We start from the raw sequence: 15,374 nt of genomic DNA, 5'->3' as shown, positions 1-15,374 counted from the left end.
TCGCTCCGTGAGCGACACCTGGTTCTCCTCCTCCGACGATGCTGCCTCGCGCCTGGGCCAGGCCGGTTACCTCGCCGACCCGGCCACCGCACTGACGGCCTACCTCGCCGGGGTGCTCGAGAAGCCCCTCCTGATCGAGGGGCCGGCCGGCGTGGGCAAGACAGAGCTCGCCAAGGCGGTGGCCCGGGCGACAGGGGCCGGGCTCGTACGCCTGCAGTGCTACGAGGGGCTCGACGAGGCGCGGGCGCTCTACGAGTGGAACTACAAGAAGCAGCTCCTCCGCATCCAGGCCAGCGGCTCGGACCAGGAGTGGAGCGAGACCCACGACGACATCTTCACCGAGGAGTTCCTGCTCACCCGGCCGCTGCTGACCGCGATCCGTCGCGAGGAGCCGACCGTGCTGCTGATCGACGAGGTCGACAAGACCGACGTCGAGGTCGAGGGCCTGCTGCTCGAGCTCCTCAGTGACTTCGCCGTGACCATCCCCGAGCTCGGCACCGTCTCCGCCGTGCGTCGACCGTTCGTCGTACTCACCTCCAACGCCACGCGCGAGCTCTCCGAGGCAGTGAAGCGGCGTTGCCTCTTCCTCCACCTCGACTACCCCGATGCCGACCGCGAGCGCGCCATTGTCACCAGCCAGGTGCCTGGTCTCGACGACCGGGTCGCGGCGCAGCTCGTCGACGTCGTCTCCCGCCTGCGCGAGCTCGAGCTCAAGAAGGCCCCCTCGATCGCGGAGTCGGTCGACTGGGCCCGCACCCTGATCGCCCTCCAGACCGACGACCTCGACGAGCAGACGGTCGCGGCCACCCTCGGCGTCATCCTCAAGCACTCCTCCGACCAGGCGCGCGCGGTCAAGGAGCTGAAGCTCGCGACGACCCGGGGCGCCGGGTGAGCCTGCTCGACACCCACATCGGCTTCGTGGAGGCGTTGCGCTCCGCGGGCCTGCCGGTGTCGCTGGCGGAGGGGCTCGACGCGATCGCGGCCCTCGAACGACTCTCGTGGGCTGACCGGGAGACGGTGCGGTCTGCCTACGCCGCGACCCTGGTGAAGCGCCAGCCCCAACGCGTCACCTTCGACGCCGTGTTCGACCTCTACTACCCGCGCATGGTCGGGGACGGCGTCGCCGCGAGCCGTACGCCGGACGCGTCGGGCGACGGCGTGCAGGAGGGCGTCCGCGACGGCGGACCCGAGCTGGGCCGTTTCCGCGAGGACCTCGCCGAGGCGCTGGAGTCCCAGGAACGGCGGGCCCGCGACGGCCGAACGCTGCAGGACCTGGCCTCGGAGGCGGTGGGGCGGTTCGGCGCGATGCCCGGCCGCGGGCCCGGACTCTCGAGCTGGTCGGCCTACACGACGCTGCAACGGGTCAGCCCCCACGAGCTCATCGAGCGCCTCGTGCAGGCCCTGCTCGCCGAGGGCATGGACGCCGAGCGAGCCGAGCGCGTGGCCGGTCAGCGGGTGGGCGCGTTCACCGCCCTGGTCGAGGGGGACGCGCGACGTCGCATCGTGGAGGAGAAGGGTCCCCAGCACGTCGTCGACGTCACGGTGCGTCCGACGATCGACCGGCTCGACTTCGCGGCGGCGCGGCGCGCCGACCTGGTCGAGATGCGCCGCGAGATCCTGCCGCTGGCGCGACGCCTCGCGGTCCGCCTCACCAAGGAGCAGCACGCCCGTCGCCGCGGCCCCCTCGACATGCGTCGCACCGTCCGGGCCTCCATCTCGACCGGTGGGGTCCCCCTGACGACCCACCACCGGCCCAAGCGGCCCCACCGCACGGACCTCGTGGTGCTGTGCGACGTGAGCGGGTCGGTGGCGAGCTTCGCCCAGTTCACGCTGATGCTCGTCTACGCGCTGCGCGAGGAGTTCACCGGCGTACGCGCCTTCACCTTCGTCGACGACGTGGTCGAGGTGAGCGACCGGTTCCGTCGGGGCTCCGACCCGGTCGAGGTGATGGAGGCGCTGGCGGCGAGCACGGCACACGCTGCGCGTTTCGGGCGCACCAACTACGGGCGGGCCTTCACCCGCTTCGCCGAGTCCCACGCCGACGCCCTCGGGCCCCGGTCCTCGCTGCTCGTGCTGGGCGATGCCCGGTCCAACTACAGCGACCTCGGGCTGCCGGTCCTGCGTGAGCTCGTCAGCGGGGTGAGGCAGTCGTGGTGGCTCAACCCCGAGCACCGACGCCACTGGGGGAGCGGAGACAGTGCTGCGGACACCTACGCCGAGGTGATCCCCATGAGCGAGTGCCGCAACCTCACCCAGCTGGGGGAGTTCGTCCACGACCTCGTGTGAGTCGGTGACCCTGGCGGCGTACGACATCCGCGGCGCCACCCTGGCGGCGTACGACATCGAAACGGCGCCGCGGGCTGTTGTGTGCCGCCACCTTGGCGGGAGCGATGTCGGGTGCCGCCACCCTGGAGGGCGCGACGATCAGCTGACGAGGAAGCCCAGGTCGTGGATGCGCCGGATCTCGGCCTGGAGATCGGGATGCTGAGCGGCGTCGGCCGCGCGACCCCCGGCGACGTAGACGTCCCCGCCGTCGCCGGCGGAGCCGTCGAAGACGACGGTGACGCGGTTGGACAGGGGCGCGTTGATCAGCGAGCCGAGCAGGGCGATCGGGTCGGCCCGGTCCTCGAAGGACAGCATCCGCGTCGTGTCGGGGATGACCGGCACCTGAGCCGCGGGCGCCCCCGCGGTGATCACCTGGTCGACGACGAACTTCTCGGAGGTGACCGAGCCGGCGATCTCGGCGGCGACGGTGCCGCCGCTGGCGGAGCCGACGAGCATGACCCGGGCGCCTTCGTCGCCTTCGGCGATGGCCGCCTCGATGGCTCGCACGACGGGCTCGACCTGGCTGGACGGACTGGCGCCGACCAGCCTCAGGCGACCGTTCTCCGGGCCGAGGTGACCCGGGAGGTAGGCGATGTAGCGTCCGGCGCTGACACGCTGCACGCTGATGCGGCGCTCCGCCGTGGAGAGGTGAGACATGAGCTCCTCGAGGGAGCGCGGTGCGTCGGCCTCGGCCCGCTCGGGGTCGTGGGCTGCCTCCGCGACGTCGACGAACGTCCCGGCGGAGTCGCGGAACGCCGACACGGAGTCGGTCGGGAACGCCTCGACGCCGATCGCCCGCATCCCCGCGCGCGCCGCAGCCGCCCCGTGCTCGGAGGCGAGTGCTCCAGCGGTCAGCAGGGAGCGCATGTGGAGTCCGTCGAGCAGGCCGCCACCACCGGCCATGTGGTCCATCAGCTCGGGATTGCTCTCGGCCAGCTCGTTGAGGTAGGCGGTCACGCCCTCGCGGTCGAGGGTGTCGGTCTCGATGAGGCCAGCGCTCACGATGGCCCCGCCGAGTGCGACCTCCGGTGCGAGGTAGCCGATGGCACGGCCGGCGATCGACCCCAACGTCTGGTAGGCCGCCTGCTGGAGCTCGTCGATCCACTGGTAGGTCAGCACAGTGGCTCGTACGACGAGCGCGTCGGCGTCGAGCTCCACGGACCTGGTGAGGAGGCCGTGCTTGCCCGTCGTGGCGGCCCGGAGGTCCTCCTCGAGCTGGGCGAAGGTGGCCTTGGACAGGGGCTCGGAGTCGGCGACGTCGTCGTCGGCGAGGATCTCAGCGCCCAGCCGAGCGCGCTCACGCATGTCGTCGCCGCTGGAGTCGAACAGGTCGGCCAGCGCCAGCATCTGGTCGTACTTGTCGGTGCTGACGGCGGCGTCGCTGCGGAGGTTCGTGCCGGCCTGCGGAGCAGCCGCGTCGGGGGTCGGGACCCGTCCCAGGTCGTCGCTGAGGCGGTCGTGGGCGTCGTTCATGAGGTCACCTGTGCCAGGACGGGCGCGAGCTCGGTCGCGAGGTCCGCGGGGTCCACCCGGCGCACGCACACGCGCGCACCGTCGTCGGCGTGGCGCGGCGTCAGCGAGTGCCAGCCGTCGGAGAGGAGGACCCAGGACACCACCCCGACATCGGTCGTCTGGTCGTGAGACACCTCGGCTGCCAGGATCCGCAGGCGGCCGCGCCCTTCGGTGTGGACGGCGGAGAGCGCTGCTGAGGCCTCGGGAGCACCGAGTGTCTCGTCGTCGGCCAGCACGGGCGAGTCGGCGTGGGACATCAGGACCGGGACCAGGTCCTGGCGGCCGGAGCGAACAGCCTCGCCCACGGCGTCGACGAGCTGGTAGGGGACATCGAGGAGCTCAGGCACCGCCGAGGTGCTGAGCGTCAGCTCCTCGGGGACTGCGGTGACGCGCGCAAGCTCGTTGGTCCAGTGGCCGACAGGGAACCAGGCGAGCTCGAAGACGATGCCGTCACGGGTGGACAGCGTGGCGACCGCTCCCTCGGAGTGGCGGTGCCAGGCCTTCACGTGGTGGCTGCCCGTGGCGACGTCGATGTCGAGGGCGAGCTGGGGCGTCGCCAGCAGTCCGATGGCACCGACGACGCCGGGGTCGGCGCCCGCGTCGGTGACCAGTCCGCGGCGTCGCAGGGAGTCCTCGGCATCGTGGAGGGAGGAGATGGCGGCTGCGTAGGCCGTGGCCTCCGCGGACTCCCTGCTCGCGCCCAACCGGTCGGAGAGACCGTCGGAACCGGTGCCGCCAGCCTCCACGACGTGCTCGAACGGCAGCGGCGCCCCACCGGCGAGCTCCGCGGCGTGACGCAGCTCGGGCAGGGTCATCGCGAGGCGCCGGGGCAGCCCGTCGAGGAAGTTCTTCGCCGGCGGGGGCGGGGTGGTCAGGTCGATGGTCACCATGTCAGAGCCCTGGGAGTTCGGCGGTGAGCCAGTCGAGGTGACCGGCAGGGGGCGGGGAGAAGGCCAGCAGTGCGCGCTCCTCGTCGTCTTCGGTCGCGTCCGGGGTGGGTGCGCGCCCGTCCTGGGCGGCGCGGGCGCGGGCGTCCTCGACCAGGCTGTTCGCCTTGCGCTCGCGGACCTCGATCGCGTCCTTGAGCCGATCGACCTCGCCGAGGTGGCGGGCCAAGGAGTCTGCTGCCGTGTCGTGGGCGGCGGCGGCCGTGCGGAGGTGGGCGGCGCGTTCCTTGATGCGCGCACGCATCGACTCGGCCGCGCGACCGTGCCAGGGGACCGACTCGGCGCTGGCCACGAGACGGTCGGCGGTGGCGCGGATGTCGCCGGCCTGCTCGCGCAGCTGACCGACGCGCTTGCGCGCTGCCGTGCTGTCGCCGTACATCGATCACGCCCCTCTCGTCCCCACGACTACCCGCTGGATGGTCCGGTCAAACATCGCAGTCCACGCCGGTCGGCGCGAATCCCGCCATCGGTGCTGCCGCTCGGCGCCCGTTAAGATCCATTCAACCGCAGAAGGGACGAGGTTCGGTGTGAGCTTTGACGTCCATCAGCTAGATGTCTTCCTGCTGGTCGGCTCGTTGGTGCTCATCGGTGCGATCCTCTCAGCCCGGCTGGCGCTCGGCGCAGGCCTTCCCTCGCTGCTGATCTTCCTCCTCATCGGGCTCCTCCTCGGTGAGGCAGGTCCGTTGGCGATCAACTTCGACGATGCCCAGCTCGCCCACGCCCTGGGGTTCGGTGCGCTCGCGCTCATCCTGGCCGAAGGTGGTCTCACCACCGAGTGGCACGAGATGAGACCGACGCTGCGGCTGGGCGTCGCGCTCTCGACCGTCGGTGTCGCGATCTCGGTGGCCATCGTGGCGGTCGGGACGCACTACCTCCTCGGCCTGCCCTGGCCGCTGGCGATCCTCCTGGGCGCCATCTGCTCACCCACCGACGCGGCGGCCGTCTTCTCCGTGCTGCGCACGGTGCCCCTGCCGCGGCGACTCACCAGCTCCCTGGAGACCGAGTCCGGCCTCAACGACGCCCCCACCGTGGTGCTCGTGACGGTCATCTCCTCGGGCGCGTTCGAGGAGGACGGCGTGCTCGGGGTCGCCTCGCTGATCCTCTACGAGCTGGCGGCCGGCGTGGTGCTGGGCGCCGTCATCGGCGTCGCCGGTGCCTGGGTCATGCGACGCATCGCCCTGCCCGCCTCAGGCCTCTATCCCATCGCCGTGCTCTCACTGTCCTTCGTGGCCTACGGCGCGTCCGCCGCCGTGCACGCTTCGGGGTTCGCCGCGATCTACGTCGCCGCACTGATCCTCGGCAACAGCGAGCTGCCCCACCGGGTCGCCACCCGGTCGTTCGCCGAGGGCATCGCCTGGCTCGCCCAGATCGGGCTGTTCGTGATGCTGGGCCTGCTGATGCCGGTGGACCGCATCCAGTCGATCGAGATCACCTTCGCCGTGGTCACCGGGCTGCTGCTCACCTTCGTGGCCCGTCCCGTGTCGGTCTGGGTGAGCAGCAGGGTCCAGCCCATGCCCGTCCGAGAGCTGGCGTTCATCTCGTGGGCGGGACTGCGCGGAGCCGTGCCGATCGTCCTCGCGACGATCCCCCTCGCAGCCGACGTGGAGGGCGCCTACCGCGTCTTCGACATCGTGTTCGTGATGGTCGTGATCTACACCGTCGTCACGGGCCCGACCCTCCCGTGGGTGGCGCGGCTGCTGGGCGTCTCGCGACCCGCTGAGCCTCGCTACCTGGAGGTGGAGGCTGCACCTCTCGAGCGGGTGGCGGCAGACCTCCTGCAGGTCGCCATCGCGCCTGGCTCGCGGATGCACGGCGTCGAGGTGGGCGAGCTGAGGCTTCCCCACGGGGCATCGGTCTCACTGGTCATCCGAGGCGGCGAGGCACTGGTGCCCGAGCGCCGCACTGTCCTGCGCCACGGGGACGACCTGGTCGTGGTGACTCCGCGGAAGTCTCGCGAGCAGACCGAGGAGCGCCTGCGACGCGTCTCCACCACGGGGCGCCTGGCCCACTGGCTCGACGGCGTCGCGCCTCAGCCGGACTGAGGGCTGTCGGCGCCCGGAGCGGCGCAGAAGGCAGCGGCGTCCTCGGCCACCACCGACTCGACCTTCTTCTTGCGCAGGGCCTTGAACTTCTCGCCGACCACGACGGTGACCCCCGGCCCGAGGCCGTTGGCGAGCACGACCTCGGCGCCCTTGAACTGTGCCTTGACCAGCGCGACCGCAGGGTTCGCCGGGTCAGGGGAGAGGATCTGGGTCTTTGCGGTCCGCTCCGGAGCGTTGCCGGAGTCACCTGCGACGAAGCCCCTCTGGGTCAGCAGCGCCATCGTCTCGGCGGCGAGCCGAGAGCGCTGGCTGCCGTTGTAGACGCTCACGACCACCTGGTCGCGGAAGACCTGCTCGCCGGCCGCGACCTGGGTGTCGACGCAGTCGGGCGGTGTCTCGTTCGCGGGGAAGGGCTTGGTGGCGGCGGACCAACCCCACAGGGCGGCCACCATCACCAGGGCCAGCAGCCCGGCCAGGGTCGCTGCGGTACGGGCGCCGGCGCTCACGTGCCCGCCACCTTGTGCACCCGGGCGTGCAGCACGCTGCGCTGGTGGAGTGCGGCGCGCAGCGCCCGGTGGAGCCCGTCCTCGAGGTAGAGGTCGCCGCGCCACTCCACGACGTGCGCGAACAGGTCCCCGTAGAACGTGGAGTCCTCGTCGAGCAGCGCGTCGAGCTGGAGGGTGTCCTTGGTCGTCACCAGGTCACCCAGGCGCACCTGCCGGGGCGGGATGTCCGCCCAGTCACGCGCCTTCAGTCCGTGGTCGGGGTAGGGACGGCCCACGCCCACGCGCTTGAAGATCACGTGCGTGACTATAACTAGGGTGTTCTCATGACCGACTCGATCGCCGCAGCCGTCGCCCCGGGTTACGAGTTCGAGGGGGCGGCCCTCGAGCTGGGCGGGCTGATGCTCGACGCCACCGAGCTCGCCGACGTCGGCATCCGCATCCCGCTCGCCATGCTCAACCGGCACGGGCTGGTCGCCGGTGCCACGGGAACCGGCAAGACCAAGACCCTGCAGCTCCTGGCAGAGCAGCTCAGCGCCCAGGGGGTGCCGGTCTTCGCAGCCGACATCAAGGGCGACCTCTCGGGCCTCTCCGTGCCCGGCGAGGAGGGTGCGAAGATCACCGAGCGGGCCGCGAGCGTGGGCCAGACGTGGACCGCGACCGGCTACCCGACCGAGTTCTTCGCCATCGGCGGCGAGGGCGTCGGGACGCCCGTGCGCGTCACGATGAGTGCCTTCGGCCCCACGCTCCTGTCCAAGGTCCTCGGGCTGAACGAGACCCAGGAGTCCTCCCTCGAGCTGGTCTTCTACTACTGCGACCAGAACGGCCTCCCGCTGCTCGACCTCGCCGACCTGCGCGCGGTCCTCCAGTACCTCACCGGCGACGAGTCCGGGAAGGCCGAGCTCAAGACCATCGGCGGCCTCTCCTCCCAGACCGCGGGAGTCATCCTGCGCGAGCTGGTGGGCTTCGAGGCCCAGGGCGCGGGGGTCTTCTTCGGTGAGCCGGAGTTCGAGACCAAGGACTTCCTCCGGACGACCGAGGACGGTGCGGGCGTCATCAGCCTGCTGGAGCTGCCCAACCTCCAGGACCGCCCCGCGTTGTTCTCCACGTTCCTGATGTGGCTGCTCGCCGACCTGTTCCACGACCTGCCCGAGGAAGGCGACCTCGACAAGCCCAAGCTGGTCTTCTTCTTCGACGAGGCACACCTGCTCTTCCGCGACGCCTCGAAGGGTTTCCTCGACCAGATCGCCCAGACCGTGCGGCTGATCCGCTCCAAGGGCGTCGGGGTCTTCTTCGTGACCCAGTCACCGACCGACGTCCCCGACGAGGTTCTCGCCCAGCTCGGGTCTCGCGTCCAGCACCAGCTCCGCGCCCACACCCCCAACGACGCCAAGGCGCTGAAGGCCACCGTCGACACCTACCCCCACAGCGCGTACGACGACCTCGGCGAGGTCATCACGTCCCTCGGCATCGGCGAGGCGGTCGTGACGGTGATGAACGAACGCGGAGCACCCACCCCGGTGGCCTGGACCCGCCTTCGCGCGCCGCAGTCGTTGATGGACCCCGCGCCCGCCGCCGACATGGAGGCTGCTGTGCAGGCCTCGCCGCTCCACGCGAAGTACGCGGAGGCCATCGACCGCGACTCGGCCCGCGAGCATCTCGCCCGCAAGCTCGAGGAGGGCGCCCGCAAGGCCGCAGAGGACGCCCTGGTCAAGGAGATGGCGCGCGAGCAGAAGAACGACCGTGTCCGTGACAAATCCGCCGAGAAGGTGCGCAAGGAGGACGACGGCATGCTCGAGACCGTCGTGAAGTCCCCTGCGTTCAAGGACTTCATGCGCACGGCGGCCCGCGAGATCGCCCGGGGGATGTTCAAGTCGGGGCGCCGCTAGGGGCCACTGCGTCGTACCTGCCCGTGGACGAGGCTCAGACAGGCACCAGAGCTGTGTGGGGCCCCGGGGGCAGGGTCACGGTGATCGGCTGGTGGGGCACGACGTCGCCGCCGTACTCGACGACCGCCATCACGCCGGCCTTGCGGATGAGCCTCGCCGTCGTGATCTCCGGCGAGCCGGTCGAGGGGGCCGGCTCGTCGGTGGGGGTCCCGTCCTCCCGGGCCAGCACCACCTTGAGGAGCCCCGGCCTGAAGTCGTTGATCTGGACGCACGGGTTGCGGAGCCCCGTGAGTCGTACGACGGGCCCCCCGAGATCGAGCAGGGTGCCCGTGGGCAGGCCGAGCAGGTCCAGGTCTGCGGTCAGGACGTTCTCTCCCAGGTCGCCCGGTGCGAGCTCGTAGCCCAGGGCCCGGGCGTCGTCGAAGAGCTCCGAGTGGATGAGGTGCACCTGTCGCAGGTTGGGCTGGTTGGGGTCGCGGCGCACTCGCGACCGGTGCTGCACCAGGGTCCCGGCGTGGGCGTCGCCGAGCACACCGAGACCGGCGACGAGGGTGATCGAGTCTGCGGGGAGTTTGCTGAACCGGTGGGTCTCGTCACGGCTGACGGCGACGACTCGAGGCCTGGGCATGCGGTCTCCGTCCGGGCTCACATCGTCGGGTCGGTCCAGGCGAGCTGAGCCGTCTCGGTGCCCCGGTCACGGGTGACGACACGGGCACGGCCCGGTGGCGCCGTCTGGGGGCGCAGGTTGCCGATGAGCACGCCCTCGTCACGGGGTCCCGAGAGCATGACGCCCGGCATGGCGAGGTCGCGCAGGGACTGGATGACGGGGTCGTAGAGCGCGCGCGAGGCCCCGCCGGTGCGGCGGGCCACCACGACGTGCAGGCCGACGTCGCGAGCCTGTGCCATGAGCGGCTGCAGCGCTGCGACCGGTGAGGACTGCTGGGTGGCGACCAGGTCGTAGTCGTCGACGACCACGAAGACCTCCGCGCCGGTCCACCAGGAGCGGTTGCGCAGCTGCTCAGGCGTGACGTCAGGTCCCGGGATGCGTCCCTGGAGGTAGTCGGCGATGTCCTTGAGCGTGGGCGTGGCCTGGGTGGCGGAGGTGAGGTAGTTGAGGAGGTACTCCTCGGGGATCTCGCCCAGCATCGAGCGTCGGTAGTCGACGACGACGATCTGGGCCTCCTTCGCGCTGCGCGTCCGCATGACCTCCTGGACGTAGGCCCGCAGGAGGGCGCTCTTGCCGGACTGGCCATCTCCGAAGATCAACATGTGCGGCTCGGCGTCGACGTCGAGCGCGACCGGGGCCAGCTCCTTCTCGTTGATGCCGAGGAGCAGGTTCCTCGGGGGGAGACCACGGCGTTCGGCGTCCTCGCGGATCTGGTGGAGGGTGACCTTCTCCGGGAGCAGCCGGAGCTTCGGACCGGCGGGCCCGTGCCAGGCGGCGGCCATCCGATCGATGAGGTCGTCCACACCGTCGCCGAGCGACTCCGGCTCGGGCCGGCCGTCGATGCGCGGTAGCGCGCCGAGGAAGTGGAGCTTGCTGGGGACCAGGCCGCGACCCGCTCGGCCGGCCGGGACCAGCGTGGCCACCTTGCGGTCGATCTCGGAGTCGAGGGGGTCGCCGAGGCGGAGCTCGAGCTTGGAGCCGAACACGTCGCGCATCGCCGCCCGGAAGTCGGCCCAGCGGGTGGAGGCGGTGACGAGGTGAAGGCCGAACGTCAGGCCGCGCGCGGCGAGCTGCTGGATCTCCATCTCCAGGTCGTCGAACTCGGCGCGCAGGGTGCTCCAGCCGTCGATCACGAGGAAGACGTCGCCCCAGCCGTCGTCGGCGGCTCCGTTGGCACGACGCGACCGGTAGGTCTCGATGGAGTCGATGCCCTGCGCGCGGAAGTAGGCCTCACGCCGGTCGACGATGCCCTCGACCTCGGCCATCACGCGTCGTACGACGTCGGGCTCGGAGCGGGTCGCGACACCGGAGACGTGCGGCAGCCGGGTGAGGGGCGCGAACGTGCCGCCACCGAAGTCGAGCACGAAGAACTGCGACTCGAGGGGCGTGGTGACGAGCGACATGCTGGTGACGATCGTGCGCAGCAGGGTGCTCTTGCCCGAGCGGGGTCCGCCCACGACGGCCACGTGGCCGGAGGCGCCGGTCAGGTTGAGCGTCATGGTGTCGCGACGCTGCTCGCGCGGACGGTCGACGGTCCCGAGCGGGATCACCAGGCCGTTGAGCTGGCGCCACTGCGGGGAGACCAGGCCGAGGTTGGGGTCCTCGACGAGGTCGGGCATCAGCTCGTCGAGGGTGTCCGGGACGTCGAGGGGCGGCAGCCACACCTGGTGTGCCTCGGGGCCCTTGCCGATCATCCGCTGCACGGCGACGTCGAGGAGGGAGGGCTGCTCGCCCTGGGGCTGGGGTGCGGGGACGGCGACGTCGTCGGGCTCGGTGTCGGTCTCGAGCGTCTGCACCTCGGAGATCGTGAAGGGCAGGATGCCTCGGATCGCGCCGCCCTCGTCGCGTGCGACGCGGACGCGGCTCGAGGGCGGGCCGGAGACGTAGGCGGCCTTGAACCTCAGCAGCGTCGACTGGTCGGGCTTGAGGAAGCCGAGTCCTGGAACGGCGGGAAGCTCGTAGGCGTCGGGCACGCCGAGGACCGCCCGGGACTCGCCCGCCGAGAAGGTGCGCAGTCCCACCCGGTAGGAGAGGTGGGACTCCAGCCCGCGCAGGCGGCCCTCCTCCAACCGCTGCGAGGCGAGCAGGAGATGGAGCCCCAGCGATCGACCGAGCCGGCCGATGGCGACGAAGAGGTCGATGAACTCCGGCTTGGCCGACAGCATCTCGGAGAACTCGTCGACCACGATGAACAGCGACGGCATCGGCTCGAGGGGCTCACCGTTGGCCCGAGCCTTCTCGTAGTCGCGGATGGAGGCGTAGTTGCCGGCCTCGCGCAGAAGCTCCTGGCGCCGCGTCATCTCGCCCGACAGGGCGTCCTGCATGCGGTCCACGAGCGTGAGCTCGTTGGCGAGGTTGGTGATGACGGCCGAGACGTGGGGCATGTCGGCCATCCCCGCGAACGTCGCGCCGCCCTTGAAGTCGACGAGCACCAGGTTGAGCTGCTCGGAGGAGTGGGTCATCACCAGGCCGAGCACGAGGGTGCGCAGGAACTCCGACTTTCCGGACCCGGTGGCGCCGATCACGAGGCCGTGCGGACCCATCCCCTGCTGCGCGGACTCCTTGATGTCGAGGTGGATGAGCCCGCCCGAGTCGCCGATGCCGATCGGCACGCGCAGCCGGTCGCGGGCGGGGCGCGGCCGCCACGCGGTGGCCGGGTCGTAGGTGTGGATGTCGCCGAGCCCGAGGAGCTCCATGTGGTCCGGCGTGGTGGCGGTGATGTCGATGGTGCCGCCGCTGCTGGACGACGCCTCGGCGCTGGCGGTCTTCAGCGGTGCCATCCGCCGTGCGAACGCCTCGGCCGTCGCGAGGTCGCACTGGTCGGCGAGCGCCTTGACCGGCTCGCCGCGCAGACGCAGGGCCAGGATCGGCTCCTTGCCGGACTCGGCCGGCGCATCGGTGAACTGGAGCCGGAGCCGGGTCGGGTCCTCGAGCTCGTCCCAGCGGGCGGGGAGGTCGAGCAGGGTCACGCCGTGCAGGCCGTCGGGAGGCACGACGTGGTTGCCGGGCGGAAGGTGCCCGCCGTCGATGACCAGCAGGATGTGCGGCGTGGCCGCCCGCTCGTCGGCGCCGAAGCGAGGCCGGTCGCTCAGCTCGGCGGGCAGCAGGCTTCCGAGGTCGTCGAGGGAGGTCGACACCAGACGCATCGGGCCGACAGCGTCGGCCTCGCGGCCGGAGTGTGCGTGCGGGAGCCACTTGACCCAGTCCCAGTGGGTGAGGTTCTGCTCCGAGCTCAGCACGGCGATGACGAGCTGCTCGGGGTTGTGGAAGGCGGCCGCGGAGCACATCATCGCGCGTGCCGCGGCTCGCGCCTGCTCCTCGCCGCCGCAGAGCTCGATGCGGTCGAAGGCTCGCAGGTCGATGGAGGCCGGCAGGTTGGGCTGGAGCCGGTGCACCACGAGGAGGCGGTGCAGTGCCGAAGCAGCAGCGGGGTCGACCTGGTCGACCGGCGCGCTCTCCGGGGGGATCAGCTCGAGGGACAGCGGCTGGGAGCAGAGCCCGTAGCGCACGTGGAGGAAGTTGGCGTCGGTCGGCCCGTGCTCCCACAGTCGGGTGCGCTCCTCGGCGAGGGCAGGGAGGGCGGAGGGATCGGGGTGGTGCCAGTTGAGGGCGCGGCGCTGCTGGTCGCCGGCCTGGCGGGCGACCTTGCGGATGTTGGAGAGGTAGCGGAGGTACTCGGTGCGCGACCCCGTGACCTGCTGGGCGCGCTGCTTACGCTGGCGGTCGATCTGCACGATGATGAAGCCCAGCGTCGCGAAGAGGAACATGCCCGCGGCGAGGAAGCTCCGTCCCCGGTTGGCACCTCCGCCCATGGTCGCCACGAGCACGATCGAGCCGAGGCTCCCGAGCATCGGGATGGCGTTCATCAGGACGCCGCTGGCGCCTTCGCTCTCCTGGATCTCCGGGGGCGGCTGGAGCACGATCTGGCCGGTGGGCAGCTCGGGCTCGTCCAGCCGGTGGCCACCGCGCAGTGCAGTGCTCACGCATCCCCCTCCGCCGTGCCCGTTCCGTCGGGCCCTCGCTGGTCGCGACGATGATAGGTGTCCGGTGATCGGGGCGACTACCCTGCTGCACCACGCAGCATCCAGCGACGAGGGGGGACAGAAGGTGTCGGAGGCCGGTACCCGCCCACCTTCGGCGAGCGCGACCCTGGCAGTGAGCGTCCACGGCCCCGCGGGGGTGCTCGACCTGGTCGTCCCTGTCGGCGCCAGCTCGGTCGACGTCGCCAGGGAGTACTCCCAGCAGACCGGCATCGCCGGCATCCCCCTGCTCCAGACACCGCTGGGCGAGCTGGTCGATGCCGGGCGGACGCTCGTCGAGGCCGGCGTGCAGACGGGCGACGTCCTGGTGGCCGCGACCGGTCTGTCCCGTTCACGTACGACGCCCGCAGTCGCCACCGCCGACGCCGACACCGACCACCCCGCCGTCGCAGCCCTGGTCGCCGGGCTCGGTGTCGGATTCGCCCTGCTCGCCGCGTGGTACGCCGCTCGCGCGGGCGACGACGTCGTACGCACCGTCGTGGTCGCCGTCCTGGTGGCCTGTGCCCTCGTGGGTTCACTGCCCGTGGGGCGGCACGCGCGGCAGCGCGCAGTGGCAGCGCCCGCCTTCGGTGCGTCAGCCGCGCTCGGTGCGCTCTACGTCCCCGGTGACCACCTGCTCCCGGCCATCGTGGCCTCGGCCGGCCTGACCGCGGCGGTGGTGGCCGGCACCGGGCGGGCGATGGCGGAGGAGCCGGACGAGGTGAGCACGGTGTGGATCGCCGCCGGGCTCACCGTCTGTGCCGTCTGCTCGCTCAGTCCCCTGCTGGGGTGGGACGCACGCGTGTCGTGGAGCCTGTTGGTCGTCCTGGCCATGCTGGCGGCGCGCTTCGTGCCGTCGATGGCGGTCGACGTCCCCGACGAGGCCCTCCTCGACCTCGACCGCCTCGCGGTGACCGCATGGTCGGCCCGCGACACCAGCCGCAAGGGCCGGCGGGGGCGCATCGTCGTGGCTGGTGCCGCCATGGCGCGTCTGGTGCAGAGCGCCTCCCGCACGGTCACTGCCGGGTGCGCTGCGATCCTCGTGGTCGGGGCGGGTGCCAGTCCACTGCTCCTGCGCAGCGCAGACGCCGACCTGGACCTGATCGGCTCGCGTTGCCTGGTCTTCTTCGCAGGAGCCTCGCTGCTGCTGGCCGCACGCTCCTACCGGCACCGGGCGGCGCGCGGGATGCTGCGCGCCACCGGCCTCCTGGCCTGGACGGCACTGTCGGTCGAGCTCGTCTCGTCCGGGTTCACGACCCACCTGTTCGTCTTCTTCTGCGTGACGGTGCTGCTCGGTGCCGCGGCGCTGGCCGCTGCGGTCGCGAGCGGCCGCGGCTGGCGTTCGGTGTGGTGGTCGCGACGGGCCGAGCTCGCCGAGTCGTTGAGCGGGAGCCTGGCGATCGGCTCGGCCGTGGTGGCCGCGGGGATCTTCCGTGCCCTGTGGGAAATCACTTCGTGAGGTTTACGGCC

At 71.5% G+C, this 15,374-nt stretch carries 12 protein-coding genes; 5 read left to right on the top strand and 7 right to left on the bottom strand.

The window, feature by feature from the left end; translation table 11 throughout:
• Nucleotides 1-7 precede the first annotated feature (7 nt).
• Both EXE58_RS06855 and EXE58_RS06850 read left to right on the top strand, forming a co-directional pair.
• Entirely contained in the window at nucleotides 8-892 is an 885-nt protein-coding gene (locus tag EXE58_RS06855) for an AAA family ATPase (RefSeq protein ID WP_135267167.1), read from the top strand.
• Nucleotides 889-2,286, top strand: a complete 1,398-nt coding sequence (locus tag EXE58_RS06850; protein WP_135267166.1) for a VWA domain-containing protein — start codon at nucleotides 889-891, stop codon at nucleotides 2,284-2,286. The genes EXE58_RS06855 and EXE58_RS06850 overlap by 4 nt, the downstream gene beginning before the upstream one ends.
• Nucleotides 2,287-2,424: 138 nt before the next feature.
• On the opposite strand, the gene EXE58_RS06845 is transcribed toward EXE58_RS06850, so the two are convergent.
• Genes EXE58_RS06845 through EXE58_RS06835 form a run of 3 tightly spaced genes read right to left on the bottom strand, consistent with a single transcriptional unit; the run spans nucleotide 2,425 to nucleotide 5,163 of the window.
• Nucleotides 2,425-3,798, bottom strand: coding sequence for a hypothetical protein (locus EXE58_RS06845; RefSeq protein ID WP_135267165.1), 1,374 nt, complete (start codon nucleotides 3,796-3,798; stop codon nucleotides 2,425-2,427).
• The gene (locus EXE58_RS06840) at nucleotides 3,795-4,727 is read right to left on the bottom strand and encodes a hypothetical protein (RefSeq protein WP_135267164.1); all 933 of its coding nucleotides are present in this window, start codon (nucleotides 4,725-4,727) and stop codon (nucleotides 3,795-3,797) included. Before EXE58_RS06840 ends, EXE58_RS06845 begins: the two co-directional genes overlap by 4 nt.
• A 1-nt stretch (nucleotide 4,728) precedes the next feature.
• Complete coding sequence (locus EXE58_RS06835; protein WP_208544160.1) at nucleotides 4,729-5,163, bottom strand: hypothetical protein; 435 nt, start codon at nucleotides 5,161-5,163, stop codon at nucleotides 4,729-4,731.
• A gap of 148 nt (nucleotides 5,164-5,311) precedes the next feature.
• On the opposite strand from EXE58_RS06835, the gene EXE58_RS06830 reads away from it, so the two are divergent.
• Nucleotides 5,312-6,826, top strand: coding sequence for a potassium/proton antiporter (locus EXE58_RS06830; protein WP_244242461.1), 1,515 nt, complete (start codon nucleotides 5,312-5,314; stop codon nucleotides 6,824-6,826).
• Here EXE58_RS06830 and EXE58_RS06825 read toward each other — a convergent pair.
• Both EXE58_RS06825 and EXE58_RS06820 read right to left on the bottom strand, forming a co-directional pair.
• The gene (locus tag EXE58_RS06825; protein ID WP_135267163.1) at nucleotides 6,814-7,332 is read right to left on the bottom strand and encodes a LytR C-terminal domain-containing protein; all 519 of its coding nucleotides are present in this window, start codon (nucleotides 7,330-7,332) and stop codon (nucleotides 6,814-6,816) included. The two genes, EXE58_RS06830 and EXE58_RS06825, sit on opposite strands and share 13 nt — an antisense overlap.
• Nucleotides 7,329-7,628, bottom strand: a complete 300-nt coding sequence (locus EXE58_RS06820) for a type II toxin-antitoxin system VapB family antitoxin (RefSeq protein ID WP_135267162.1) — start codon at nucleotides 7,626-7,628, stop codon at nucleotides 7,329-7,331. The genes EXE58_RS06825 and EXE58_RS06820 overlap by 4 nt, the downstream gene beginning before the upstream one ends.
• A gap of 27 nt (nucleotides 7,629-7,655) precedes the next feature.
• Between EXE58_RS06820 and EXE58_RS06815 the strand changes: the two genes are divergently transcribed.
• A complete protein-coding gene (locus tag EXE58_RS06815) occupies nucleotides 7,656-9,218 on the top strand; it encodes a helicase HerA-like domain-containing protein (protein ID WP_135267161.1) in 1,563 nt (520 codons plus the stop codon).
• Nucleotides 9,219-9,252: 34 nt separating this feature from the next.
• Here EXE58_RS06815 and EXE58_RS06810 read toward each other — a convergent pair whose 3' ends face one another.
• Together EXE58_RS06810 and eccCa are read right to left on the bottom strand one after the other, a co-directional pair.
• Nucleotides 9,253-9,846, bottom strand: a complete 594-nt coding sequence (locus tag EXE58_RS06810) for an MOSC domain-containing protein (RefSeq protein ID WP_135267160.1) — start codon at nucleotides 9,844-9,846, stop codon at nucleotides 9,253-9,255.
• A gap of 17 nt (nucleotides 9,847-9,863) precedes the next feature.
• The gene (gene eccCa, locus EXE58_RS06805; RefSeq protein WP_244242460.1) at nucleotides 9,864-13,868 is read right to left on the bottom strand and encodes a type VII secretion protein EccCa; all 4,005 of its coding nucleotides are present in this window, start codon (nucleotides 13,866-13,868) and stop codon (nucleotides 9,864-9,866) included.
• A gap of 64 nt (nucleotides 13,869-13,932) precedes the next feature.
• Here eccCa and EXE58_RS06800 point away from each other — a divergent pair, with 64 nt between their 5' ends.
• Complete coding sequence (locus EXE58_RS06800; protein ID WP_244242459.1) at nucleotides 13,933-15,363, top strand: EsaB/YukD family protein; 1,431 nt, start codon at nucleotides 13,933-13,935, stop codon at nucleotides 15,361-15,363.
• Nucleotides 15,364-15,374: the final 11 nt, after the last annotated feature.

Source organism: Nocardioides seonyuensis (genome assembly GCF_004683965.1).
GTDB classification, from domain to species: domain Bacteria; phylum Actinomycetota; class Actinomycetes; order Propionibacteriales; family Nocardioidaceae; genus Nocardioides; species Nocardioides seonyuensis.
Note: the sequence above shows the minus strand (reverse complement) of the source record. Positions and strands in the feature narration are given on the sequence as shown.